At 71.6% G+C, this 24,906-nt stretch carries 19 protein-coding genes and 1 pseudogene; 12 read left to right on the top strand and 8 right to left on the bottom strand.

The annotated features are described in order from the left end of the window. Nucleotides 1-6: 6 nt before the first annotated feature. The gene (locus E5N76_RS15655; RefSeq protein WP_149538318.1) at nucleotides 7-876 is read right to left on the bottom strand and encodes an alpha/beta hydrolase; all 870 of its coding nucleotides are present in this window, start codon (nucleotides 874-876) and stop codon (nucleotides 7-9) included. A gap of 35 nt (nucleotides 877-911) precedes the next feature. Further along, nucleotides 912-3,131 carry a TonB-dependent siderophore receptor gene (locus E5N76_RS15650; RefSeq protein ID WP_149538249.1) on the bottom strand — a complete coding sequence of 740 codons (2,220 nt, stop codon included), beginning with the start codon at nucleotides 3,129-3,131 and terminating at the stop codon, nucleotides 912-914. Nucleotides 3,132-3,376: 245 nt separating this feature from the next. On the opposite strand from E5N76_RS15650, the gene E5N76_RS15645 reads away from it, so the two are divergent. Both E5N76_RS15645 and E5N76_RS15640 read left to right on the top strand, forming a co-directional pair. Continuing rightward, nucleotides 3,377-5,449: a hydantoinase/oxoprolinase family protein gene (locus E5N76_RS15645; RefSeq protein ID WP_149538248.1), complete on the top strand. Its 2,073-nt coding sequence runs from the start codon at nucleotides 3,377-3,379 to the stop codon at nucleotides 5,447-5,449. A gap of 3 nt (nucleotides 5,450-5,452) precedes the next feature. Continuing rightward, nucleotides 5,453-7,195, top strand: a complete 1,743-nt coding sequence (locus E5N76_RS15640; RefSeq protein ID WP_149538247.1) for a hydantoinase B/oxoprolinase family protein — start codon at nucleotides 5,453-5,455, stop codon at nucleotides 7,193-7,195. Between the two features lie 80 nt (nucleotides 7,196-7,275). On the opposite strand, the gene E5N76_RS15635 is transcribed toward E5N76_RS15640, so the two are convergent. Beyond that, the gene (locus E5N76_RS15635; RefSeq protein ID WP_149538246.1) at nucleotides 7,276-8,862 is read right to left on the bottom strand and encodes an ABC transporter substrate-binding protein; all 1,587 of its coding nucleotides are present in this window, start codon (nucleotides 8,860-8,862) and stop codon (nucleotides 7,276-7,278) included. Between the two features lie 781 nt (nucleotides 8,863-9,643). Between E5N76_RS15635 and E5N76_RS15630 the strand changes: the two genes are divergently transcribed. Together E5N76_RS15630 and E5N76_RS15625 are read left to right on the top strand one after the other, a co-directional pair. Next, the gene (locus E5N76_RS15630) at nucleotides 9,644-10,990 is read left to right on the top strand and encodes a dihydrolipoyl dehydrogenase family protein (protein WP_149538245.1); all 1,347 of its coding nucleotides are present in this window, start codon (nucleotides 9,644-9,646) and stop codon (nucleotides 10,988-10,990) included. A gap of 8 nt (nucleotides 10,991-10,998) precedes the next feature. Further along, complete coding sequence (locus E5N76_RS15625; protein WP_149538244.1) at nucleotides 10,999-11,970, top strand: NADP-dependent phosphogluconate dehydrogenase; 972 nt, start codon at nucleotides 10,999-11,001, stop codon at nucleotides 11,968-11,970. Nucleotides 11,971-12,170: 200 nt separating this feature from the next. On the opposite strand, the gene E5N76_RS15620 is transcribed toward E5N76_RS15625, so the two are convergent. Then, the gene (locus tag E5N76_RS15620; protein WP_207791988.1) at nucleotides 12,171-13,112 is read right to left on the bottom strand and encodes an NADP-dependent oxidoreductase; all 942 of its coding nucleotides are present in this window, start codon (nucleotides 13,110-13,112) and stop codon (nucleotides 12,171-12,173) included. 154 nt (nucleotides 13,113-13,266) lie between these two features. Between E5N76_RS15620 and E5N76_RS15615 the strand changes: the two genes are divergently transcribed. The 8 genes and pseudogenes from E5N76_RS15615 to E5N76_RS15580 all read left to right on the top strand — a co-directional run bounded on the left by E5N76_RS15615 (nucleotide 13,267) and on the right by E5N76_RS15580 (nucleotide 20,801). Beyond that, nucleotides 13,267-14,601 carry a c-type cytochrome gene (locus E5N76_RS15615; protein ID WP_149538243.1) on the top strand — a complete coding sequence of 445 codons (1,335 nt, stop codon included), beginning with the start codon at nucleotides 13,267-13,269 and terminating at the stop codon, nucleotides 14,599-14,601. After that, nucleotides 14,601-14,972, top strand: a complete 372-nt coding sequence (locus E5N76_RS15610) for a c-type cytochrome (RefSeq protein WP_149538242.1) — start codon at nucleotides 14,601-14,603, stop codon at nucleotides 14,970-14,972. The genes E5N76_RS15615 and E5N76_RS15610 overlap by 1 nt, the downstream gene beginning before the upstream one ends. A 77-nt stretch (nucleotides 14,973-15,049) precedes the next feature. After that, nucleotides 15,050-15,787 (top strand): cytochrome c oxidase assembly protein, encoded by a 738-nt coding sequence (locus E5N76_RS15605; protein WP_149538241.1) that lies wholly within the window; start codon nucleotides 15,050-15,052, stop codon nucleotides 15,785-15,787. Continuing rightward, nucleotides 15,787-16,707 (top strand): cytochrome c oxidase subunit II, encoded by a 921-nt coding sequence (locus E5N76_RS15600; protein WP_149538240.1) that lies wholly within the window; start codon nucleotides 15,787-15,789, stop codon nucleotides 16,705-16,707. The genes E5N76_RS15605 and E5N76_RS15600 overlap by 1 nt, the downstream gene beginning before the upstream one ends. Continuing rightward, on the top strand, nucleotides 16,704-19,271 hold the full coding sequence (locus E5N76_RS15595) for a cbb3-type cytochrome c oxidase subunit I (protein WP_235907720.1): 2,568 nt from the start codon (nucleotides 16,704-16,706) through the stop codon (nucleotides 19,269-19,271). Before E5N76_RS15600 ends, E5N76_RS15595 begins: the two co-directional genes overlap by 4 nt. Further along, the gene (locus tag E5N76_RS15590) at nucleotides 19,271-19,639 is read left to right on the top strand and encodes a hypothetical protein (protein WP_149538239.1); all 369 of its coding nucleotides are present in this window, start codon (nucleotides 19,271-19,273) and stop codon (nucleotides 19,637-19,639) included. The genes E5N76_RS15595 and E5N76_RS15590 overlap by 1 nt, the downstream gene beginning before the upstream one ends. Before the next feature lie 99 nt (nucleotides 19,640-19,738). Beyond that, nucleotides 19,739-20,149: pseudogene (locus E5N76_RS15585) on the top strand (hypothetical protein); the annotation flags it as partial. A 196-nt stretch (nucleotides 20,150-20,345) separates the two neighbouring features. Continuing rightward, complete coding sequence (locus tag E5N76_RS15580; RefSeq protein WP_187830196.1) at nucleotides 20,346-20,801, top strand: hypothetical protein; 456 nt, start codon at nucleotides 20,346-20,348, stop codon at nucleotides 20,799-20,801. Nucleotides 20,802-20,899: 98 nt separating this feature from the next. Here the strand turns inward: E5N76_RS15580 and E5N76_RS15575 are convergent, their stop codons facing one another. The 4 genes from E5N76_RS15575 to E5N76_RS15560 form a co-directional block, all read right to left on the bottom strand. Next, nucleotides 20,900-21,232 (bottom strand): four-helix bundle copper-binding protein, encoded by a 333-nt coding sequence (locus E5N76_RS15575; protein WP_149538236.1) that lies wholly within the window; start codon nucleotides 21,230-21,232, stop codon nucleotides 20,900-20,902. 167 nt (nucleotides 21,233-21,399) lie between these two features. Beyond that, entirely contained in the window at nucleotides 21,400-21,816 is a 417-nt protein-coding gene (locus E5N76_RS29545; protein ID WP_187830195.1) for a DUF6496 domain-containing protein, read from the bottom strand. A 572-nt stretch (nucleotides 21,817-22,388) separates the two neighbouring features. Next, nucleotides 22,389-23,795: an MFS transporter gene (locus E5N76_RS15565; RefSeq protein ID WP_149538235.1), complete on the bottom strand. Its 1,407-nt coding sequence runs from the start codon at nucleotides 23,793-23,795 to the stop codon at nucleotides 22,389-22,391. A 192-nt stretch (nucleotides 23,796-23,987) separates the two neighbouring features. Further along, nucleotides 23,988-24,899, bottom strand: coding sequence for a LysR substrate-binding domain-containing protein (locus E5N76_RS15560; protein WP_149538234.1), 912 nt, complete (start codon nucleotides 24,897-24,899; stop codon nucleotides 23,988-23,990). Nucleotides 24,900-24,906 lie beyond the last annotated feature (7 nt).

Here is a 24,906-nt window from a genome sequence, read left to right as displayed (position 1 = left end):
CGGCCGCTACGGCTCCGGCCCCAGGGCGAAGCGCAGGGCCCGGTTCACCGCGACCGGCAGTACCGAGCCATGGTTCTCGCCGGGGAATTCGACGAAGCTCACCTGCGGCCCGCGCGGGCCGAGTGCCGCCAGCCGGGCAGCAAGCTCGCGCGCCTGGCCGGCCATCCGGCGTTCCCGCAGCACCGCCTGGCGCGCCGGGCTGGCGCCGGCATCCTGCTCCTCCAACCCGCCCACGGTGATCAGCAGGCCGAGCTGCGCGGCCTCCGGCGGCGGCGCGGCGGCGAAGCGGCGCTCGGACTCCAGCACGGCCCCGCCGGCGAACCAGATGGACGGGCTGGCGGCGATGGTGCGGCGGAAGCTGCCGGGCCGGGCGAACAGGGCGTGCAGCGCGAACAGCCCGCCGAAGGAATGGCCGAACAGCGCTGTGCGGTCCGGGTTCACCGGAAAGCGCGCGGCGACCGCCGGCCGCACCACCTGCAGCAGGAAGTCGAGGAAGGCGTCGGCACCGCCCGTCCCCTCGGGCGCCGTGGCGGCGGGCGGCGTGTAGTCGCGGCTGCGGCGCGCCATGTCGAAGGGGCTCTCGGTCGGGTAGCCGATGCCGACGAGAAGCGCCGGCGCCACGCCGGTGGCAGCGGCGCGCCGCCCCTGCACCCGCGCGGCTTCCACCGCCGTGGCGAAGATGGCGTTGCCGTCGAGCAGGTAGAGCACGGGGAAGCCGCCCGGCGGCGGCGCTTCCTCCGGCCAGGCCGCCATGATGCGGTAAGGGCGGGCCGGATCGCCCGGCGCCGGCAGCTCCCATTGCAGGCTGCGCGGCAGCGTCACCGGCCGCTCCCCCTCCGCCGCCGAGACGGGGCGGCCGGCGAGAAGGCCGGCCATGGCCCCGCCAAGCGCGCGCCGCGCGACTGCGCCGCTCACCACCTTGCCCTTACGCCGCCGAGGATCAGCCGGCGATTGCCGAAATAGCAGGCGGTAACCGAGGAGCAGCTCGACACGTATTCCTCATCGGCGAGGTTGCTGACGTTTAGCGTCAGCTCCAGCCCCTGCGCCTGGGGGAAGCGCGCCCCGACATCATAGCGGATCGCGGCGTCAAGCAGCGTCACATCCGGCACCTTGAAGCTGTTGGCCTCATTCCCGTAGGTGGCGCTCATGTAGCGGACGCCGCCGCCGAGCTCGAGGCCGCGCAGCGGGCCTTCGAGGAAGCGGTAATTCGCCCAGCCGCTGGCGATGTGGCGCGGCACCTGCGGCACCGCATTGCCTGCGACGCCCGCGGTGTTGGAGCGGGTGATCTCCGCATCGATGTAGGTGTAGGTGCCGATCAGGTCGAGATTCTGGTTCAGGCTGGCGCGGCCCTCCAGCTCGATGCCGCGGGAGCGGATCTCGCCCGTGGTCACCTGGAAGCCGTTATTCTCCGGGTCCGGGGTGAGCACATTGCTTTGGACGATCTGAAAGGCGGCGAGCTGGATGAAGCTGTCCAGGCCGGGCGGCTGATACTTCACGCCGACCTCAACCTGCTCGCCCTTGGTCGGCGCGAAGGGCTCCATCCCGCGCGCCGGCGCCGTCGTGCCGCTGTTGGGCAGGAAGGAGGTGGAGTAGCTCACATAGGGGGCGATGCCGCTGTCGAACAGGTAGAGCAGGCCGGCCCGCCAGGTGACCTCCTCATCCACCTGGGAGATCTGCGCCGTCGGCGCACCGCTGTTGAGGTGCCGCGTGGTGCCGGCGCGGGCGATGTCGTAGCGGACGCCGAGGTTGAAGCGCCAGCGATCCAGCGCGACCTGGTCCTGAAGATAGAAGCCGGTCTGGTCCAGATCCTGATTGGCGAGGCCGGCCAGCCCGGCCTGGATCGGCGGGATGCTCTGGAAATAGACCGGCGCGAAGAGGTCGAGCGAAGGCACGCCCGCGGCGGCATTGATCGTCGCCTGCCGCGTCCGGGCCGAGGCGCGCGACCAGTCCACGCCGAGGAGCGTGGTATGGCGCAGCTTCCCTGTGCTGAAGCTGGCCTGAGCCTGGTTGTCCAGGGCGAAGGCATTGGCGTGGTCGGAGAGGAAGGTGGCGGAACGCGTGCCGGTGCGGTCATTGGTGATGGCGTTGATGGAGACGACGTTCACCTCGGCATCGATGTGCGAGTAGCGGAAATTCTGCCGCACCGTCCACACGCTGTCGAAGCGGTGCTCGAATTGGTAGCCGATGGCGGCCTGGGTGCGGCTGAAGCGGTCATAGCCAGGATCGCCGCCGAAGAAATTGGAACGCAGCCGCCCGAAGCGGTTGGGCAGCACCGTGCCGGTCGCCGGCACGAAATTGTAGAAGCCGCCGCGCGGATCCTCCTGGTAGCTGGCGAGGAAAGTGAGCGTCGTGTCGGCGCTGGGCCGCCAGGTCAGGGCCGGCGCGATGGCGATGCGCTCCTCGCGCGCATAATCATATTGCGTGTCGGAGATGCGGCCGATGCCGGTCAGGCGGTAGAGGAAGCGGCGGTCCTCGGTCAGCGGCCCGCTGAAGTCGAAGGCAGCTTGCAGCCGGGCATATTCGCCGGCTTCCAGCCGCACCTCGTGCCGGCTGTCCTCGGTCGGGCGGCGGCTGACCAGGTTGACCAGCCCGCCGGCGCCGGTCTGGCCGTAGAGCACGGAGGCCGGGCCGCGCAGCACCTCGATGCGCTCCAGCAGCCAGGGATCGGTGTTCGGCACGCCGAAGCCGCCGCCCCGCCCCTGGCGCAGCCCGTCGAGGAAATTGACGAAGGCGGCATTGGTGCCCTGGCCGCCGAAGCCGCGCACGAAGACGCTGTCATAGCGCCCGCTGGGCCGCACTTCGGGCAGCACCCCGGCGGTGTAGCGCAGCGCCTGGGAGACGCTTTGCGCCGCCTGGTCGTCGATCTGGTCGCGGGTGACGACGCCTACCGATTGCGGCGCCTCGATCAGGGGCGTGTCGGTTTTCGCACCCGTCGTCGTGACGGGAGCGACATAGCCCCGGACCGGCTGCCAGGAGCGCCAGGCCGTGGCCTGCACGTCCACCTCCGGCAGTTCCAGCGCGCCGGCGGGCGATGGCGGCGGCACGTTCTCCTGCGCCAGCCCATGGCCTTGGACAAGGCTCATCAGCAGGAAGGTGGCCAGCAGGCCGCTGGGGCGGATGAGTGGCGCCATATCCCGGAACCCGAATAGCGGGACCGCAGTCCCAGTCGATAATGAGAGTCAATTGCAATTGAGCTGGCGGTCCGGGCAAGGCCAATTCGACATGGGCTGGCCGGAATGACCCGGCTGGGTCATGCTCGCGCGATGCCGCCTCGCTCGTCCTGACGGCCGAGCCTGGCACGGGCGTTGCTTAAATCTGGGGGCGCAACACAGCCCAACGCCCTGCCCGCACCAACCCTCAGGGAGCCTGCCTCAGCATGGAGTGGCGGATCGGAATCGATATCGGCGGCACCTTCACCGATGTGGCCATGGTGGAGGAAAGCACCGGACGCATCGGCATCGCCAAGGTGCCGACCACGCCGCTGGATTTCGCCGAAGGCGTGCTGGACGGGCTGAACCAGGGGCTGCAGGGCAGCGGCGTGGCGGCGCGCGAGGTCTCGCTGCTGGCCCACGCCACCACCATCGTCACCAACGCGCTGCTGGAGAATAAGGGGGCGCGCACCGCCTTCATCGCCACGCGGGGCTTCCGCGACATCCTGGAATTGCGCCGCAGTGCCCGCACCGATCTCTACGATCTGTTCCAGGAGGCGCCACCGGTTCTGGTGCCGCGCCGGCACCGCTTCGAGATCACCGAGCGCATCGACGCCCAAGGCGAGGTGATCACGCCCCTGGCCATGGCGGAGATTCCCGCCCTGGTCGCGGCGCTGCGTGAAGCCGAGGTGCAGACGGTCGCCGTCTCCCTGCTCTTCTCCTTCCTGAACGATGCGCATGAGCGGCAGCTTGGCGCGGCGCTGCGGGCCGCGCTGCCCGGGGTGCAGGTCTTCCTCTCCTGCGAGGTGCTGCCGGAAATCCGGGAATTCGAGCGCGCCAGCACCACCGCGGTCTGCGCCTTCGTCGGCCCGCTCCTGCAAAGCTATCTGCAGCGGCTGCAAAGCGCCGTGGATGGCATCGGCCTGCCCGCCCTGCATGTGATGGCGAGCGGCGGCGGCGTGCTCGATGTCAAGGAATGCCTGCGCATGCCGGCCATGGCGGTGGAGAGCGGGCCGGCGGCCGGCGTCATCGCGGCGGGGCTCGCCGGCAAGCAGCTCGGCCTCGGCAACCTGCTCTCCTTCGACATGGGCGGCACCACGGCGAAGGCGAGCGTGATCGCCGAGGGCGAGATCGCCGTCACCGCCGATTACGAGGTGGGCGGCGCCGCCAATGCCAAGCGCTGGCTGGTCGGCAGCGGCCATCCCATTCGCGTGCCGGTGGTGGACCTCGCCGAGGTCAGCGCCGGCGGCGGCTCCATCGCCTGGCTGGACCCGGGTGGCGCGCTGAAGGTCGGGCCGCACAGCGCCGGCGCGCGCCCCGGGCCCGTGGCCTATGGCCGCGGCGGCACCCTGCCGACGGTGACCGATGCCAATGTTGCGCTGGGCTATCTGGCGCCGGATGCGCTGCTGGATGGCGACCTCGCCATGGACAAGCCGGCGGCCGAGGCCGCGATTCAGCAGCACATCGCCGGCCCGCTGGGGCTGAGCGTGGTGGAGGCGGCGGCGCGCATCGTCGAGGTGGTGAACGCCAACATGCATCAGGCGCTCCGCATCGTCTCGGTGGAGCGCGGCCATGACCCGCGCGAATTCAGCCTGATGGCCTTCGGCGGCGCGGGGCCCATCCATGCGGTGGCGCTGGCCGAGGAGCTCGACATCCCGGAGGTGATCATCCCGCCGGCGCCCGGCGCCTTCTCCGCCCTTGGCCTGGTCTCCTCCGACATCAAGCGCGACTATGCGCGCACCCTCTATGCCAGCCTTGCCACGGTCGACCCGGCGCAGATCGCCGAGGCTTTCGCGGCCATGGAAGGCGAGGGGATGGCGATGCTGGAGGCGGCGCGGGTGCCGGTTTCGCGGCGCGGCTTCCAGCGCTCGGCCGATCTCCGCTACCGCCGCCAGGCCTATGAGCTGACCGTGCCGCTGGAGGAGGGGCCGATCACGGCGCAAAGCCTTGCTGCCCTGGCCGCCGCCTTCCACCGCCGGCATGAGCAGACCTATGGCCATGCGAATGAGGTGGAGCCGGTGCAGATGGTCAATCTGCGCCTCACCGCCATCGGCCGCCTGCCGCCGATGAAGCTGGCGCAGCCCTGGAAGGCGGAGGCGGCGCGTCGGCGCGAGCGGCAGGTCTGGTTCCCGGCGACCGGCCTCACCCCTTGCCCCATTCTATGGCGGGAAGGGCTGGTGCCGGGGGCCGAGATCACCGGCCCCTGTGTGGTGGAATCGCTCGATTCCACCTTCGTGCTGCCGCCCGGCTGGACGGCGCGGGTGGACGCCGACGCCTATCTGCGCGTGACGAGGAGCTGAGCCATGCCGGACTCCGCAACCGCCCTTGCCGGCATCGACCCCGCGCGCTTCGAGGTGGTGAAGAACGCGCTGCTCTCCGCGGCCGAGGAGATGAAGATCGTCCTCGCCAAGACCGCCTATTCGCCGCTGCTGAAGGTGGCGGGCGACTACTCCTGCGGCATCTTCGACCGGCAGGGCAATATGGTGGCGCAGGGGCCGGACCTGCCCATCCATCTCGGCTCCATGCCGGATGCGGTGCGCAGCGTGGTGCGTGCTTTCCCGCAACCCGATCCGGGCGATGTCTATATCCACAACGATCCCTATCACGGCGGCTCCCATCTGCCGGATGTGAATGTGGTGGTGCCGGCCTTTCTGGGCGACGTGCTGCTCGGCTATGGCTGCGTCCGGGCGCATTGGCCGGATATCGGCAGCGCGACGCCGGGCAGCTATGGCGCGGTGACGGAGATCTATGGCGAGGGGCTGCGCCTGCCGCCGGTGAAGCTCTATCGCGACGGCCAGCCGGACCCGGGCATCGAGGCCATCATCCTGGCCAATGTCCGCACGCCCTCCGAACGGCAGGGCGACATCCGCGCCCAGGTCGCGGCGAACCGCCGGGCGGCGCAGCGCATGGCGGCGCTGGCGCGGAAATACGGCGCCGAGGAGCTGCTGCGCATCATGGACCGCATCCTCGACTATTCCGAGACGATGATGCGCGCCGCCCTGCGTGCCCTGCCGGATGGCGAGGCGCAGTTCACCGACACCATCGACGGCGACGGCATCCTGGCGCCGGGCGAGACGCAGGACGCGCAATTCCGCGTGGCCATGAGCATCCGCAAGAGCGGCGATACCGTCACCGTGGATTTCGCCGGCTCCGACCCTCGCGTGGCCGGGCCGATGAACGCGCCGCTGACCGTCACCTCCTCCGGCGTCTTCACCGCGCTCAAGATGATCGCTGATCCGAAGAGCCTGATCCCGCCAAATTCCGGCGCCTGGCGGCCGGTGACGGTGATCGCGCCGCCGGGCTCCGTGGTGCACGCGCAGGAGCCGGCGCCGGTCACCTACGCCAATCACGAGATGTCCCACCGCATCGCGGATATCGTCTTCGCCGCGATGCATCGGATCGCGCCGCAAACGGTCATGGCCGGCTCCCAGGGCACCAGCGCCGTGGTGACCTTCGGCGGCACGGATTACCGCACCGATGACCGCTATGTCAGCTACGAGTCGACGAAAGGCGGCTTCGGGGCGCGGCCGATGATGGATGGCATCAACGCCGTCTCCTCCTCCGTCAGCAACATGCTCAACACGCCGATCGAGGTGCTGGAGATGAGCTTCCCGCTGCGCATCGAGGAATACGCCCTGGTGCCGGACAGCGGCGGGGCCGGCACCTGGCGCGGCGGCCTCGGCGTGCGCCGGAGCTGGCGGGTGCTGGAGCGGGACGCGCATTGCGCCACCTGCTGCGAGCGCGTGGCGACGCCGCCCTTCGGCCTCTCCGGCGGGTTGCCCGGCGCCACGGCCAGCATCCGGCTGGAATTGCCGGATGGCGAGGTGCGGCCGATTCTCGGCAAGGGCGCCTTCATCGCCCCAGCCGGATCGTGCCTGGTGCTGCAGGTGCCGGGCTCCGGCGGCTACGGCCCGCCCGCGGGGCGGGACACGGCGCGGCTGCGCGACGATCTGCTGGACGGCTATGTTAGCCCGGAAGCCGCGCGGCGCGATTATGGCGTGGCGCCGGAGAGCCTGCTCGGCACGACATGGGAGGAGACGCGCTGACGCGCCTGTTCCGTCGTCGCCGCCTCGCGCCGTCGGACGGAATCGCCGACGGCGCGCCATGATGGGCTCAGGCCGCCGTCTCAGCCCTTCTTGAGATTGTAGAACATCACCCCGCCATTCAGCATGCCGGTCAGGTTGCGGCGGAAGGCGGTCAGATCCCGCCAATTGCCGGCGGGGATATAGGGCACGTCCTTCCAGGATTGCAGTTGCATCTGCCGCGCGATTTCCTGCCGCGCCGGCACGTCCGGCGCCTCCACCCAGCGGTCGCGCAGCGCTTCCAGCTCCGGGCTGGTCGGCCAGCCGGGCCAGGCCGCCAGCCCGTTGCCGCGCAACGCCAGATGCGAGACCGGGTCCCAGAAGTCGAGGCCCGGCAGAATGGTGCAGGTGCAGCTCCAGCCGCCCTGTTCCGGCGGGTTGCGGCTGCCGCGGCGCTGCAGCCAGACGCCGAAGGCGATCGGCACCACCTCCACATTGAAGCCGGCGCGGCGGAGCTGATCGGCGGCGACCATCGCCTGCTGATTCATGCCGAAATTGTCGACGGCAGAGATGAACACCACCTTCTCGCCCTTGTAGCCCGCCGCTTCCAGCGCGCGCTTCGCCGCGCCGTAGTCGCGCGGGCCGGTCAGCACCTCCAGCCCGGCATCGGAGGCCATGGGCGAGAGCGGAGCGAAGACCCCCACCTTGTCGTTCCATTGCGAGGCATCCTCGCCCGCCACGCTGGTCACGATCTCCGTCTGGTTCACCGCCATCAGCGCCACGCGGCGGATCGCCGGGTTGTCGAAGGGCGGCTGGATGTGGTTCAGACGGAACACGCCCATATGGCCGGGAGGATTGAAGCTGCCCAGCGTGACCTGGCGGGAGGCGCGAAGCTGCGGCGCGAGGTCGAGCAGCACATCCTCGATCCAGTCGATCTCGCCGCTCATCAGCGCCGCGGCGGCGGTGGGGTGGTCGGGGATGTAGTTCCACTCGATGCGCGGGATGTAGGCGATCTTGGGGCCGGAGGTGAATTGCGTGGTACCGCCCTCGCGCGGGACGTAGCCGGCGAATTTCTCCCATACCTGGCGCACGCCGGAGATGCGCTCGGCGGCGATGTAGCGATAGGGGCCGCTGCCCACCACCTCCGTCACCTGCTGGCGCGGATCGGCCGGCACCAGCCGCTCCGGCATGATCACCGGCACGTAGCTGGTGCTCTTGCCCAGCGCATTGGGCAGCAGCGGGAAGGGCCGCTTGAGCCGGAAGACGATCTCCTTGTCCGAGGGCGCCGAGATCTCGTCCGTCGCGGCCATGAGGAGCTGGCCGAAGACATCCACCGCCCCCCAGCGCTTCACGCTGGCCACCGCGTCGCGCGCGCGCACGGGCTCGCCATCGTGGAATTTCAGCCCGTCGCGCAGCGTCAGCCGCCACCGCTTGCCATCCTCCTCCACCACATGGCCGGCCACCATCTGCGGGTGCGGATTGAGCTGGTCGTCCACGCCGTAGAGCGTGTCGTAGCTGGCGAAGCCGAGGAAGCGGCTGGCATAGGAGGTGGTGAAGACCGGATCGAGGATGGTGAGATCGGTCTGCGGCTTGAACCGCAGCACCGCGTTGCCCTGGGCCGCACCCAGGCGTGGCGCCGCGAGAGCGGCGATGCCGCCCCCCGCCCCCGCCAGCAATTCACGTCGCTTCATGGCCCAGCACCTCCCATGGGCAGACCCGCTCCCGAACAGAGCGGTCATGAGGGCGCGATTCGCGCCTTTCGGCTGGCCAGCCTCAGGCGATCATGCCCTTGCGGTGCGGCTGTCGCGGCCTTCCCCGGTTTGGCCGAGCGTCCATCAGCGTGGCGCCCACGGCCTTGCGCCCGAGGATGCAATTTCCGCGCCGGAGCACGGCCAGCATCGCATCGCCCCCCGAGGGTCCCGCCGAAAGGGACAGGCCGGGCGCCGGCAAGCGTTGGTGCGTTTCCGTCGAAAATCCTGGCGAGGTCGCGCAGGGGCCGAGGCTGGTGATCCGGCTGGATGGCGCATGGCACTGTCGCGGCGTGGGCAGGGTCGGCGCCGCGCCCGACTGGCCCGGCACGCGACGTCAACCACGCACAGGCACAGATCCGGCGGCATCCCGAAGCCGGAAGGCCAGCAATGGCACCGTCGCGGCGTGGGCAGGGTCGGCGCCACGCCCGACCGGTCCGGCACGCGACGCCAACCAAACCCAGCCGCACATCCGATGGCATCCCGAAGCCGGTAGCCAGCAATAGCGTTGCGCAGCCCGGGCCGGATCGCGCTCCGGAGGCATCGCCGCTGCGCAAGGCATCGCGGCATCCGGCCCGCAACCACCTGGCGGATCGGCCGTCCGGGGCGCCGGCATGCAAGGGACCTCGCCACGGAATCCCGCAGGCGGCGACCGGTCCAGGCAACGCCCTGCCATCCGCGGGGTTGTGGGCGCGACGGAAGCCGCCGAGGAGAACCGCCACCGATGCCAGACCAATTCGACCTTGTCGCCCTCGGCAGCGGCACTGCCGCGGATGCCGTGGCCAGGCGCTGCCGCGCCGCCGGCTGGCGGGTCGCCATCATCGAGGCCCGCGAGCTCGGCGGCACCTGCGCACTGCGCGGCTGCGAGCCGAAGAAGACGCTCTGGACCATCGCGGAGGCGGCGGACCGCGCCCGCCGCCTGGCCGGCATGGGGCTGGCCGGGGGCGACCGCGTGACGATCGACTGGCCCGCCCTCATGGCCTTCAAGCGCAGCTTCACCGATCCGGTGCCGGAGCGGCGCGCCCAGGCCTATGCCGAAGCCGGGATCGAGGCCATCCAGGGCGCGGCGCGCTTCGTCGGGCCGCGGGCGGTGGAGGTCGCGGGGCGGCGGCTGGAGGCGCGGCATATCCTGATCGCCACCGGCGCGAAGCCCGCCGCGCCGCCCGTCCCCGGTGCCGAATTACTCGCCAGCAGCGACGACTTCCTGGCCCTGGAGCGGCTGCCGCGGCGGCTGCTCATGCTCGGCGGCGGCTATATCTCCTTCGAATGCGCCCATATCGCCGCCCGCGCCGGGGCGGAGGTGGCCATCCTGAACGCCGATGACCGCCCCCTGGCGCCGTTCGACCAGGCGCTGGTGCAGCGCCTCGTCGCGCATTCGCGCCGCATCGGCATCCGCATCGAGCTCGGTTGCCGCGCCGCGGCGGTGGAACGCGGCGCGGCGGGCTTCACCGTGCTGACCGAGGATGGGCGGCGCTTCGAGGCCGATTTCGCCCTGCACGGCCTGGGCCGGGTCCCCAATCTGGAAGGGCTCGACCTCGCCGCCGGGGAGGTCGCGGCGGAGGATGGACGGCTGCGGCTGGACCGGCATCTGCGCAGCCTCTCCAACCCCGCCGTCTTCGCTGCCGGCGACGCCGCGGCGGCGGGGCCGCAGCTCACGCCGGTCGCGCTGCTGGATGCCGATGCGGTCGCGCGCAACCTGCTGGAGGGCTGCCGCCACGCGCCCGACTACACCGGCGTGACCAGCGCGGTCTTCACCATCCCGCCCCTCGCCTCGGTGGGGCTGACGGAGGAGGCGGCGCGGGAGAAGGGCCTGCGCGTCGAGGTGAAGGAAGGCGACATGGCCGACTACCAATCGGTGCGCCGCACCGGCGAGGCCACCGCAGCCTTCAGGCTGCTGCTGGCGCCGGAGAGCGGCTGTTTGCTCGGCGCGCATCTGCTGGGGCCGGATGCGGCGGAGGTGATCAACCTCTTCGCCCTGGCGGTCCGGCTGCGCCTGCCGGCGCGAGAGCTGGGCGAGTTGCTCTCGGCCTACCCCTCCGGCGCCTCGAATATCAGCAGCATGCTGCGGTGAGGGCGAAGATGAACGACCAGCAGGCCATCGGCATTGTGGGGCTTGGCCGCATCGGCGGCGGGCTGGCGCGGAACGCGCTCGGCAAGGGCATTCGCGTCGTGGGGCAGACGCGCAGCGGCGCGCCGGCGGAACTCGTGCAGGCGGGACTCGAGGAGATCCGCGACGCGGCGGATTTCCGCCAGCGCCTGGCGCCGCCGCGCCGGGTGCTGCTCTACGTTCCGGCCGGGCCGGCGACGGAGACCGTGCTGGACCAGGTGGCGGCAGCGCTGGAGCCGGGCGATGTGATCGCCGATGGCGGCAACGCCTATTGGGGCGATTCCATCCGCCGGCATTCCCGGCTTGCCGAACGCGGCCTCCGCTTCGTCGATCTCGGCACCAGCGGCGGCATTCCCGGCGCCGAGGCCGGCGCCTGCTTCATGGCCGGGGGCGAACGCGAGGCGGTAGCAGCGTTGGAGCCGGTGCTGCGAACCCTCGCCGTCCCGGGTGGTTTCGTCCATGCCGGGCCGCCCGGGGCGGGGCATTTCGTCAAGCTGGTCCATAACGGCATCGAATTCGGCATGCTGCAGGCCATTGCCGAGGGCTATGGACTGCTGCGCCACTGGCACGCGCCGCTGGACCTCCCGGGCACGTTGGAGTGCTGGCGCCACGGCTCGGTCGTGCGCTCCTGGCTCATCGACCTGCTGGCCGAGGCGCTGCGGCAGGATCCCGGCCTGGAGAAACCCTCCGCCTATATCGAGGATACCGGCGAGGTGAATTGGCTGGTGATGGACGCCATGCGCATGGAGGTGCCGATCCCCGTCATCGCGCAATCGGTGATGCAGCTCTTCGCCTCCCGCGGCGCCGCGGCGGAGGCGGCGAAGGCGATCGTGCAGATGCGCCACGGCTTCGGCGGCCACCCCTTCGGCCCTGAGGAGAGCGTGGCGCAGGAGCGGCGCGAGGGCCGGCTCGGCGAGATCTTCCGGCCCGGCGGGAAGGGCTAGAGCGGTTTCACCTCGCCTGCGCTCGGCGAACCCGCTCCAGCCCTTTGTCTGGTCGCATTTTTCGAGTCGTCCGGTGATTCCGCCAGACTTGAAAATGCTCTAGCGCGGGTTCGCCCGTGCCACGCACGGGTGAACCCGCTCCCGCGCGCCCTTGGTCGCGTTTCCGGACCGTCCGCGTATCCGCCGGATTTGAAGCCGCTCTAGGCGGCGACGCGCAGCACGGTCTTGCCGTGGGGATGGCTGGTTTCGAGGAAGCGATGCGCCTCGGCCACCTCGGCCAGGGGAAAGACCCGTTCGACCGCCGGCCGCACCTTCCCCGCCTCGACCAGCCCGTCGATCTCCCGCAACTGCGCCGCGTTCGGCTGCGCCATGTAGCCGGCGCCGCGCATGCCATGCTGCCGGGCCTTCGCCGCATCGGGCGGGCCGAGGGTGGAGACGAGGATGCCGCCCGGCTTCAGCACCGCCCAGGAGCGGTCCTGGGTCTCGCCCGCGATGAGGTCGAAGACAAGGTCCATGTCGCGCACCGCCGCCTCGAAGCGCTCTTCCTTGTAGTCGATGGCCTGGTCGGCACCGAAGCCGCGGACGAAATCGAGATCCTTGCCGGAGACGGTGGTGGCGACGTAGGCGCCGCAGGCCTTGGCGAATTGCACGGCGAAATGGCCGACGCCGCCGGCGCCGCCATGGATCAGCACCCGCTGACCCTGCCGCAGCCCGCCCTGGTCGAACAGGCCCTGCCAGGCGGTCAGCCCGGCCAGCGGCAGGGCGGCGGCCTGGATAGGGTCCAGGTTCCGCGGCGGTGCCGTCCCCTCGGTGGCCTTCACGACCACATATTCGGCATAGCCGCCGCGGTCCCGGCCCAGCAGCGCATGGATGGGGTCGCCCTGGCGCAGCGCGTTATGCGCCCGCGTGCCGCAACTCTCGATGACGCCGCAGACATCGCGGCCGAGCACGACCGGCAGATCCGCCGGCTTCACCGCCGGGTAGCGGCCGGCGCGGGTCTTGTAGTCCACCGGGTTGACGCTGGCGGCGAGCACCCGGATCACGACCTCGTCATCCTGCGCCTGCGGGATGGGGAGCTCCTCCGGCACCAGCACCTCCGGCCCGCCGAAGGCGTGGATGCGGATCGCCTTCATGGTCTGCATGCGTGCTGGTCCTTGTCCGGGTCGTGGTGATGCCCGGACAACGCCGTGCGGGCCGGCCGGCTTTGCGGCAGCGGCGCCGCGCCTTGCCCTCACGGCAGGCGCAACCACGGGCAGGCGGCTGCGCTCCGCCTGACGAAGCCGGGGCGGAGTGGGCATGGGAAGGAGCAGGCCGGAGGAGGCGGCGACCGCTGCGACGCCGGACGCGCCGCGCCCGACCGGACGGCCGGAGCAGAAGCGCGGGCGCCTGCACGCCCTGATCGCCGGCCTGCACGCGAACGCGGCCGATCTGGTCGAGCATGTGCTGCAGCACTGGCGGCTGGTGCTGGGCCTCCTCGCCACCGCCTGCGCCGGCGCGCTGCTCTTCGCCTGGTCGGGCCTCTACAGCGTCGCCGCCACCGCCGGGCACTACCCGGCCTTCCGCTACCTCCTTGCCTTCGGGTTGCAGCAATCGGTCCGCACCCACACCATGGGCATCGAGGTTCCGGACAATCTGGACGACCCGGCGCTGATCCGCCGCGGCGCCGGCCATTACCAGGGCGGCTGCGCCCCGTGCCATGGCGCCCCGGGCCAGGCCCGCAACCCGATCACCCGGCGCATGCTGCCGGAACCGCCCTACCTGGCGCCGCGGATCGCCGATTGGCGCCCGGCCGAGCTGTTCTGGATCGTCCAGCACGGCATCAAATATACCGGCATGCCCGCCTGGGTGGCGCCGGACCGGGAGGACGAGGTCTGGGCCATGGTCGCCTTCCTGCTCCGCCTGCCCGGGCTGGAGCTGGCCGAATACCAGCGCCTGGCCTATGGCGAGGCGGCGGGCAGTACCACGGCGGCGGCCGAGGGGCTGGAATTGCTGCTGCGCAACGGTCCGGTCGGGGGCGGCATCGCCGCCTGCCGCCGCTGCCACGGCACCAGCGGCGGCGGCGGGCCGGAAGGCGCCTTCCCGCGCCTGCAGGGCCAGACCGAGACCTATCTGTATGAGGCGCTGAAGGCCTACGCCCTCGGCACCCGGCCCAGCGGCATCATGCAGCCCGTGGCGGCCGAGCTGGATGAAGCGGAGATGCGGCTGCTGGCGCGGCATTACGCCGCCCAGCCGCCTGACCCGGCGCCCCCTGCCCCGCCGGCCGACCCCGCCATGCTGGCGCTTGGCCGCCGCATTGCGCTGGAGGGGCTGCCCGAGCGCCGCGTCGCCGCCTGTGCCGGCTGTCACGGCCCGGCGCCGGGGGGCGTGAACCCCGGCTTCCCCCGGCTGGCCGGCCAGCAGCCGGGCTACCTGGTCGATCAGCTTGCCCTCTGGATGCGCGGCATACGCGGCGGCGAGTATGAGGCACCCTCCGCCCGCCTCATGGCGCTCGCCGTGGGCGTCGATCCGCGCCGCCCGCCGGCGCGCGAGGCGCTCTGGCCCCTGTCGCCGGCGGAGATCCGCGCCGTGGCCGCCTGGTACGCCGCGCAGCCCGCCACCCTGGCGGACCCGCCGCTGGCGGCCTCCCGCTGATGCGGCCGCGCCGCCGCTTCGCGCTGCTGCTGCTCGCGCTGCTCGCCGGCTGCGAGGACAGCGATGTCGGCGACCGGCGCATGCTGGTGGAGGGCGACCCGGCCGCCGGGCTGCAGGTGATGCGGCGGGAGGGCTGCGGCGCCTGTCACCTGATCCCCGGCCTGCGCGGCGCGCGCGGGCGGGTCGGGCCGCCGCTCGCCGGCTTCGCCCGGCGCGGCTACATCGCCGGCCAATTCCCCAACCGCGCGCCGCTGCTGATCCGCTGGATCCGCGAGGCGCCTGCCATGACGCCGGACACCGCCATGCCGGGCTTCGCGCTGACCGAGGGCGAGCTGCGCGACGTCGCCGCCTATCTCTACCGCCTGCAATAGGCGGCCGGGCAGGCAACCCGCCCCGGTGCCGGCGGTTAGACCCGGCGGAGCGAGAGCGCCGACCGGGAGCGCCTGAGATGCCGAGCATTCCCTATTGCGGCACGCCGCCGGTGCCGGGCGCCCTGGCCTGGCAGCTCGACCCCCTGCTGATCGGCGCGCTCGGCCTCTGCGGCGCCGCGGCGCTGTGGCGGGCGCCGGGCGGGGCGCGGCTGGGCGCCGCCGCCCTGGGCTGGCTGGTGCTGGCCCTCGCCCTGGTGTCGCCGCTCTGCAACCTCTCGGTGGCGCTGTTCTCGGCCCGGATCGGGCAGCACATGCTGCTCAGCCTTGTGGCGGCGCCGCTGCTCGCCTTTGGCGCCTGGGGCAGTGCCGGCCGCCCGCCGGGACTCGGCGCCGCCGCTGCCGGCTTCGCCCTGGCGCTCTGGGCCTGGCACCTGCCGGGCCCCTATGCCGCCAGCTTCGCCAGCGACACGACCTATTGGGCGATGCATGCCACGCTGTTCGGCACTGCCCTCTGGCTCTGGGCGGCGCTGTGGCGGGTCGCCGCGCCGCGGCCGGATGCGGCGGCGCTCGCCGCCCTGGCGACGGCGGTGCAGATGGGGCTGCTCGGCGCCCTGCTGACCCTGGCGCCGCGGCCGCTCTTCCTCGCGGTGCATGCGGCCGGCGTCACCGCGCCCTGGGGGCTTTCACCGCTCGAGGACCAGCAGCTTGGCGGCCTGCTGATGTGGGTGCCGGGCGGGCTGCTCTTCGCGGCGCTCGCCCTGGCCGGGCTCGGCCTCGCGCTGCGGCGCGGCGCCGCCCCGACCCCTGCCGGCTGATGCAGCATTCCGTCTTTTCGCCCATGGGGCCGGAGGCGGCGCGGATCGCCGAGCTGGCCTGGCTGCTCTTCCTCGGCGGCGGCGCCATCTTCCTGCTGGTCATGCTGGCGCTGCTGCTGGCCCTGGGTGGCGGCGAGGGCGTGCGGCGGCGGCTGGGCGCGCGCCGCGCCATCCTGGCGGGCGGCGTCGCCTTTCCGGTAGCGGTGCTGAGCGCGCTGCTGCTGCATGTGCTGGGCGTCGCCGCAGCGCTCGGCGCCGGCGGCAGGGAGCCGGCGCTGCGCATCGAGGTGACCGGCCGGCAATATTGGTGGGAGGTACGCTACCCGGCGCAAGGGATCACCACGGCCAATGAGATCCGGGTGCCGGTCGGCCGCCGGATCGAGCTGCTGCTGGACAGCGGCGACGTGATCCACAGCTTCTGGGTGCCCGCCCTGCACGGCAAGCGGGACATGATCCCGGGCAGGGTGACCAGCCTGCGCTTCAGCCTGGACCGGCCGGGCGTGCTGCGCGGGCAATGCGCCGAATTCTGCGGCACCCAGCATGCGCTGATGGCCATGCTGGTGATCGCGGAGGAGGAGAGCGCCTTCGCCGCCTGGGTCGCGCGCCATAAGGTGCCGGTGGCGGCGCCGGCGGATCCCACCCTCGCCCTGGGCTGGCAGGCCTTCGGCCGGGCCGGCTGCGGCGCCTGCCACGCCATCCACGGCACGCCCTGGGCGGGGCGCAGCGGGCCGGACCTGACCCTGCTGGGCGAGCGGCGAAGCCTCGCCGCCGGCACGCTCGACAACCATCAGGCGACGCTCGCCGGCTGGATCGCCGGGCCGCAGGAGATCAAGCCGGGCAATGCCATGCCCGCCTTCAACACGGTGCTGGACGGGAAGGAGCTGCGCGCCCTGGCCGCCTGGCTGGAGAGCCTGCGGTGAGCCCGCACGGGATGGCGGGCCCGCCGGAGCCCGACCCGCTCTCGCCCGACGCGCCCCTGCCCAACCCCCTGCCCCGGCCCGCCGGCGAGCTGGAAGCGCTGGAGCGGGCCTGGCGCCGGCCGACCGGCTGGCGCTTCCCCACCGTGGTCAACAACACCTGGATCGGCGTGCTCTATCTCGGCACGGCGCTGCTGTTCTTCGTGCTGGCGGGGGTGCTGGCGCTGCTGATGCGGGCTCAGCTCGCCCTGCCGGAGAACGACCTGATCGGGCAGGACCTCTACAACCAGCTCTTCACCACCCATGGCACGGTGATGATGTTCCTCTTCGCCGTGCCGGCGGTGGAGGCGATGGGGGTCTATCTGCTGCCCGCCATGCTGGCGGCGCGCGACCTGCCCTTCCCGCGGCTTTCCGCCTATGCCTACTGGGCCTACGCCATCGGCGGGCTGGTCTTCTTCTCCTCCATCTTCTACGGCGCGGCGCCGGATGGCGGCTGGTTCATGTACCCGCCGCTCACCGGCAAGCAGTACTCGCCCGGGGTCAATGCCGATTTCTGGCTGCTCGGCATCGGCTTCATCGAGATCTCGGCCATCGCCGGCGCCATCGAGATCATCGTCGGCGTGCTGAAGAACCGGGCGCCGGGCATGACGCTGGCGCGCATGCCGATCTTCGCCTGGGCCATGCTGGTCTTCGCCGCGATGATCGTCTTCGCCTTCCCGGCGGTGATCTGGGGCACCATCCTGCTGGAGCTGGAGCGCGCCTTCGGCTGGCCCTTCTTCATCGCGGCGCGCGGCGGCGACCCGCTGCTGTGGCAGCATCTGTTCTGGTTCTTCGGCCACCCGGAGGTCTACATCATCTTCCTGCCGGCGGCCGGCATGGTTTCCATGATCATCCCCGCCATGGTGCAGGCCCGGCTGGTCGGCCACGGGCTGGTGGCGATGGCGCTGCTGGGCACCGGCTTCCTCAGCTTCGGGCTCTGGGTGCACCACATGTTCGCCACGGGGATCCCGAACCTCTCCCTAGCCTTCTTCTCCGCCGCCTCCTTCGCCGTCTCCGTGCCCACCGGCATCCAGGTCTTCGCCTGGATCGCCACCATCGCCACCGGCCGGCCGCGGCTGCAGGTGCCGATGCTGTTCATCCTGGGCTTCCTGTTCATCTTCGTGCTGGGCGGGCTGACTGGGGTGATGGTGGCGGTGGTGCCCTTCGACTGGCAGGCGCACGACACCTACTTCGTCGTCGCGCATCTGCACTATGTGCTGATCGGCGGGATGGTGTTCCCGCTGCTGGCCGCGATCTATTACTGGGCGCCCGCCGCGGGCGGGCAGGGGCTGTCGCGCCGGCTCGGCACCTTCGCCTTCTGGCTGCTCTTTCTCGGCATCAACCTCACCTTCTTCCCCATGCATGTCAGCGGGCTGATGGGCATGCCGCGGCGCGTCTGGACCTATCCGGCCGGGATGGGGCTGGAGGTCTGGAACCTGCTCTCGACCATCGGCGCGGTCGTCGCCGCGCTCGGCGTGCTGCTGGTGGCGATCGACGTCCTGCTGCACTTCCGCATCAAGGGCACCATGGCGGGCAACCCCTTCCATGCCGGCACGCTGGAATGGCTGCCCCAGGGCAATTACGCCGCGCGCAGCATCCCGCGCGTCACCAGCCGCGAGCCGCTCTGGGACGATCCCGACCTTGCCGAGCAGGTGCTGCAGGGCCGGCACTTCCTGCCCGGCACCGCCACCGGCCGGCGCGAGAGCCTCGTCACCAGCCCGGTCGAGGCGCGGCCGCAATACCTGGCAATCATCCCCGGGCCGGGCTGGGCGCATGTGCTCGCCGCCATCGGCACGGCGGGCTTCTTCCTCTCGCTCACCGTCGAATGGGTGCTGGTCGCCGCCGGCTTCGGCGCCCTGGCGGTGGCTTCGGTGCTGCGCTGGCTCTGGACCGGCACGGATCTCGGCGAAATACGGGAACCGGCGGAGATCGGCGGGGGGCTCCGCCTCCCGGTCTATGCCACCGGCCCGGAAAGCGTCGGCTGGTGGGCGATGGTCGTGCTGCTGCTGGTGGACGGGACCATCTTCGCCTGCCTCGCCTTCACCCATGGCTTCCTCTGGCTGGTCAATGGCGATGGCGCCTGGCCCCCCGCCGGCATGGCGCTGCCGCCGCTGCCGGCGGCGGCGCTGCCGGCGGCGCTGGTGGCGGCCAGCGGCGCCGCGATCTGCCTGGCCGGGCGGCTGCTGCGGCGCGGCCGGGCCCTGGCCATGTCCCTTGCGGTGCTGGCTGCGCTCGGCCTGCTGCTGGCCGGCCTCGGCACCGACCTGCAGGCGCTGCGGGCGGCCGGGCTGCGGCCGGAGGCGCATGCCTTCGGCGCCGCGGTCTTCGCCAACCAATTCTGGCAGGGGGTGCACGCCGCCGCGGTGCTGGTCATGGCGCTCTACCTGGTGGCGCGGAGCTGGGCCGGCATGGTCGATCCGGTGCGCCGCCTCACCTTCGAGGTGGTGCGGCTGTTCTGGCTCTATGCCGTGGCGCAGGCCCTGGCCGGGATGGCGCTGACGCATCTCTTCCCGCGCGGGTTGGCATGATGCGGGCGCGCGCCCCCGGCTTCTCCGCCATCACCGGTGCGCTGGCGGCGCTGCTGGTCTGGGCCGGGCATTTCACGCTGATCTATGGCGCGCATGCCCTGGCCTGCGAGCGCGGCTTCGCGGATGCCGCGCTGCTCGGCCTGCCGGCGGTGCCGGCGCTGGTGCTGGGCGCCAGCCTGGCCGCGCTGCTGGCGGTCGGCCTGGTCGGGTGGCGCGCCTGGCGGCGGCTCGACGGCAGCCTGGCGGCGGAGGCGGGCGAGGACGCGCCGCGCTTCCTCGCCTGGCTCACCCTCGCCACCGCGCTGCTGGCCGCGCTCGCCATCCTGTGGGAGGCGGTGCCGGTGCTCCTCCTGCATAGCTGCCGCTGAGCCGCCATGCCGGATTTCCAGTCCTGGCCGCTCTAGCTCCTCGCTGCCGCCTTCGCCGGCGCCGCCGCGGTGGTCTAGGGGGCGGGCGCGCGCCTCGCCCGGATCGTCGATGCAGTCAGCGAGCGCACCGGCATGGGGCAGGGCTTCGCCGGCATGCTGCTGCTCGGCGGCATCACCTCCCTGCCGGAGGTCGCCGTCTCCGTCACCGCGGCGCTGGAGGGCGAGGCGGCGCTGGCGGTCAACACCCTGCTCGGCAGCGTCGCGGCGCAGGTGGCGCTGCTGGCCCTGGCCGATGCGCTGATCGGCCGCAGCGCGCTGACCTCGGTCGTGGTGGATCCGGTCGCGCTGCTGCAGGGGGCGCTGAACGTCATCCTGCTGGCGCTGGTGGCCGGCGCCATCACCGCGGGCGACATCGCCATGGCCGGCTTCGGCCTGTGGAACGGGGTGCTGCTGCTGGGCTATTTCGCCGCCATCGCCATCGTCTCCGGCTATGAGGGCCGGACGCCCTAGAGCGTGATCGGTTGAGGTCGAATCGACCGAAACCGTGAATCACGCGACCGAACAATGAGCTAGAGCGGGGCGGGTGAGCGCAGCTCAACCGATCCCGCTCTAGAAGGCACAGCAGGCCAAGGCGGCCGAGCCGCCGGCGCCGAAAGGTGAGGCGACGGCGGGCATTTCCCTGGGCGGCCTGCTGCGCCGCCTCGCCTTGCTCGCCCTGCTCATCCTGGCCGCCGGCTATCTGCTGAGCGAGACCGGCGCGGCGGCGGCGGCGAAGACCGGCCTTGGCTCGGCCTTCTTCGGCGCCCCGCTGCTGGCGGTCGCCACCTCCCTGCCGGAGATCAGCGCCATGGTCGGCGCGGTGCGGCTGCGGCGCTACGAGATGGCGATCGGCGACGTCTTCGGCACCAATTTGTTCAACGCCGCGCTGCTCTTCCTGATCGACGTCCTGGCGCCGGGCGAGCCGGTGCTGATGCAGGTCGGCGCCTTCTCCGCCTTCGGCGCGCTGCTCGGGATCGTGCTGACCGTCATCTTCATGGCCGGCGTCATCGAGCGGCGCGACCGCACGATCCCGTGCATGGGCTGGGACTCGCTGGCGGCGCTGGTCTGCTATGGGCTCGGCGTTGCCGTGCTGTGGTCGCTGCGGGGCCCGCCGGGCGGCTGAGCCCTGGCTGCGCCGCGCCACCCGCGCCGGCGCCGGGACGGCGTCAGCGCCGGCGCCGGGATCGCCGGCCGCCGCGCAGCTCTCCCCGGTCCTGGAGGTCAGGCCGCCATCTTCCGGCAGCTCTCGGCGCAGCTTCGGCAGGCCTGCACGCATTCCTCCATCTCCCCGACCTGCTCGCAGGAGCTGGCGCATTCCTCGCAGATCTCGGCGCATTCGCCGCAGGTGTGCTTATGGTGCGGCGTGCCGATGAGCATGAAATTCGCCGCGGTCTGGCAGATCTCGGCACAGGCCAGCATGAGCCTGAAATGCCGTGGCTCGAGGTGCTTGCCGCCCTGTTCCAGGCAATGATTCATGGCCATGCCCAGGCAGGTGCCGTGGCAGCGCAGGCATTCCTCGATGCAGGACCGCAGTTCTGGCGAGAGCTTCTGCATGGGGCGATCTCCGTTCCGGTGGCGCCGTTCTCGGACGGGCAGCGGAAGCGGCGCCGGCGCTTCCGTGCCCGGTCGGCCGGCCGCCCGGCCGAAAGGCGGGTCCAGGCGATGACGGCGCCGCCCTGCATGGCAGTCGCGGCCCCGTTCCGCGTCGGCGGCGGAAGGGCTCAGTGCTGGTGCAGCGCGTCCTGCAGCTCGGCCTTGCTCATCTGCGAGCGGCCGGGAATGTTCCGCTTCCTGGCCGCCTGATAGAGTTCGGCCCGGGTCTGCACGCCACCGCCGCGGCCCGGGGTGCTGCGGGCCTGGGTGGTGCGAGCCTTGGTGCTGCGGGTCTGGGCGCCGCGCCCCTCCTTCTGCGCCTGCGCCGTCTCTCCCCGGCGCTCCTTCGCCTTGGTGCGGGTCAGATTCTCCTTGTTGCGGCCCGGGCTCTGCTGGTTCGAGGCGCCTGCCTCGCTGAGGCCGATGGCGATGGCCTGCCTCGGGTTGCGCACCTTCCGCCCGCTGCCGCTCTCCAGCTCGCCATGCTTGAACTCATGCATGACGCGGCCGACGGTATCCTTCTGCGCCTTGCTCTGCTTTGCCATTGCGGGTTGCTCCTTCATCGCCGGAGACCAGGCGGGCATCGCGGCCGGGCATGGCCGCACCACCCCGCCTCAGCGACCGCAACGCGCCGCGGTCGCCGCGGATGCGGGAAGGGCTTTCGTCCGGCACCATGGAAGCTGGGCTGGCGCGGGCAGCGCCGGCGCCGGGCGGCTGCCGCCTGAGGAGCCACGCCTGCTGCCATGCCGGCTGATGACGCAGCGCATGGCAGGACGGGCCCCGTTACCGCCCAGGCATCGCCACCGGGCACGGCGAGCGGGTCGCGCCGCCCCCGGCCGCTTCTGGCGGCGTGACCCCCCTTCCTCCCTGCTCCAGGGGGGAAGGGGCTGGCCCTACCTGGAGCGGGATCGGTCGAGCTTCGCTCACTCTTCCCGCTCCAGTGTCCCGATTCCGAAGTCCTGCGGACTTCGTTCTCGGGCCGCTGGCTTTTGTTTCAGTGGCCTGCTTGTCCGCTGCGTTTGCCGGAAATCCAGCGAACTTCACGGGCAGGACACCAGCTCATTGCTTGATCACGTGCTTCACGGCACCGGCTCGATCGGCCTCGACCGATCGCGCTCTAGACATGGATGCCGTCCAGATCCTTCCCGGCATTCTCCGGGCTCCACCACCAGACCACGGCGGCCTGGCCGAGCATCACCACGGGGATGAGCAGGAAGGCGAGCTGGAAGCTGCCGGTCGCCTCGCGGATCCAGACCGAGACGAAGGGCCACAGCACATAGCCGACGAAGAAGGCCAGCGCCCAGGAGAAGCCATTGCCGACGCCGCGGATGCGCGTCGGGTACATCTCCGCCGTATAGGTCGTCGCCGGTCCCCAGACGCCGAGGAAGCCGATGCTCCACAGCAGGCCATAGACCCAGAGCAGCGTGTTGTCGTTGGTATAGGTCCAGAGGGTGAGGAACACCGCCCCTTCCACCAGCATCAGCACGAAGCCGAGGCGGCGGCCGAATTTGTCGATGATCCAGCCGGCGCCGATGATGCCGACCACGCCGATCAATCCCCAGGCGACGTAGAAGCTGCCATATTCCGCCGCCGACCAGCCATGCGCTTCCTTCAGGAAGAGCGGCATCCAGAGGCCGACGGTGGAGAAGGCGATGACGTTGGTGCAGGCGACGAAGGTGGCGAGCAGGGTGCCGCGTCGCATGTCGGGCAGGAAGAGCTGGCGGATGCCGACCTTCTCCGCCTTGTCGATCCAGTGGCGGTCCTCCTCGCTGATGCCCTGGCCGGTCTGCAGCGCGGCCCGGATGCGCCGCTTGCGGTCCATGGTCCGCACCCAATAGGGCGATTCGGGACAGAGCAGCCGGACATAGATCGCCAGCAGCGCCACCACCGCAGGCAGCACGAAGGCCGCGCGCCAGCCCCAATTCTGCACCACCACCGCGGTGATGGTCCCGGCGAGGGCAGCACCGACGCCCCAGGCGGAGCGGTCCGCGCTGACGATCATGCCGCGCAGCCTTGCCGGCCAGGTCTCCGCCACCAGCATGGAGCCGATCGCCCATTCGCCGTTCAGCGCGAAGCGGACGATGGCATAGGCGGCGACGAAGAAGCCCCAGTTCGGGGAGAGCGCCACCAGCGGCATCATCAGCGAGAACATCGCGATGTTGATGGCGAGCAGCGTCCGCCGACCGAACTGGTCCGCCAGCCAGGGCCAGAGATAGAGGCCGATGATGCCGAACAGCATGGCGATCTGCACGCCGCTGCGGTACTCCGGCAGGGTGACGGCGAATTCCTGCATCACCATCGGCGCGACCAGCGCGAAGATCGCGCCGTCCATGCCGTCGAACCCCCAGCCCAGCCCATTGGCCCAGGCGATGTGCCAATGGGTGCTGGTCAGCTTGCCCTGCTGTGCGGCGTTGCGGTAGGCGGCGCTGCGCATGTGCTTCGCCTCCAGCGGGCCGCCGGGGGTGAGCGGTGGCGTGATATCGGGCGCGCGTGCGCCTGCTGCATCGAGTGCAGTCGAGCTCATCGGACATTTCTCCCTTCTGCCTGGCCTCGCGGCCGGGTGCGGACCGATTGGGCTCGGCCTCACCGAGGGATGCTGCAACCCAGACGTGCAGGGCGCAACCGCGTTCAAGATCGGTGCGCTGCCGCGTCAAGCGAGCGTGTCCGCCTCGCCCGCCTGCGGCTACGCCGCGATGCGAGCCGGACATGCTGCCCCTCACCCGCCACGCGCCGAGGCCAGCAGGAATTCCCGCAACTGCAGCACATGCGGATCCCGCGCCAGCCCCGGCCGGCTATGCAAAGCGAAGACGAAGGAGCCGGGAAGCTGGCGCGGCGCGAACAGCCGCACCAGCCGCCCGGCCGCAAGCTCGGCCTCCAGCATCGGTGCGCGGCCGAGCGCGATGCCCGCCCCGGCGATGGCGGCCGCGATCACCTGGTTGAAGCTGCTGAACCGCACCACCCGGCCTGTCGCCGGCGGCAGGCCCAGCAGGCCAAGCCAGTGGCGCCAGGCCATCTCGGGGCTGTTGCCATGCTCCTCCTCCAGCAGGCTGTGGCGGAGCAGCGCCGCCGGTTCCTCCAGCCTGCCCAGGGCGGGGCTGCAGACCGGGAAGATGGTCTCCGCGAACAGCAGCGCATCCGGCGGCCGCACCGTGCCGGCGCGCAGCCGCAGGATGGCGAGGTCGAGCTCCTCCCGCGCCATGTCCGGCCGGTCCTCCTCGATCGCCCGCATGCTCCAGGCCGTGCTGGGATGCATGCCGGCGAAGGTGGCCAGGCGCGGCGCCAGCCACAGCGAGGCGAAGGAGCCATTGGCCGAGATGGTCAGCTTCGGCCGGGCCCGCCGCGCCTGGCCGCGGATGGCGTCACAGGCATCGCCGAGCCGCGTCAGCGCCGCCTCGATCGCCACCAGCAATTCCAGCCCGGCCGGGGTGGGCGCCGTCCGGCTATGCCCGGTGCCGTTGCGCGCCCGGGTCAGCAGCGGCACGCGCAGCTCCGCCTCCAGCGCACGGATCTGGTGGCTGACGGCGCTGGTGCTGACATTGAGCGCGGCCGCGGCGCGGGCGAAGCTGCCCTGGCGGGCAACCGCGGCGAAGGCGCGCAGGGCGGCGAGCGGTGGGAGAGGGGCGGTCATCGCCGTT

Origin of the sequence: Siccirubricoccus phaeus (genome assembly GCF_008360935.1) — a bacterium.
GTDB classification, from domain to species: domain Bacteria; phylum Pseudomonadota; class Alphaproteobacteria; order Acetobacterales; family Acetobacteraceae; genus Siccirubricoccus; species Siccirubricoccus phaeus.
This window is presented reverse-complemented; position numbering and strand designations above follow the sequence as displayed.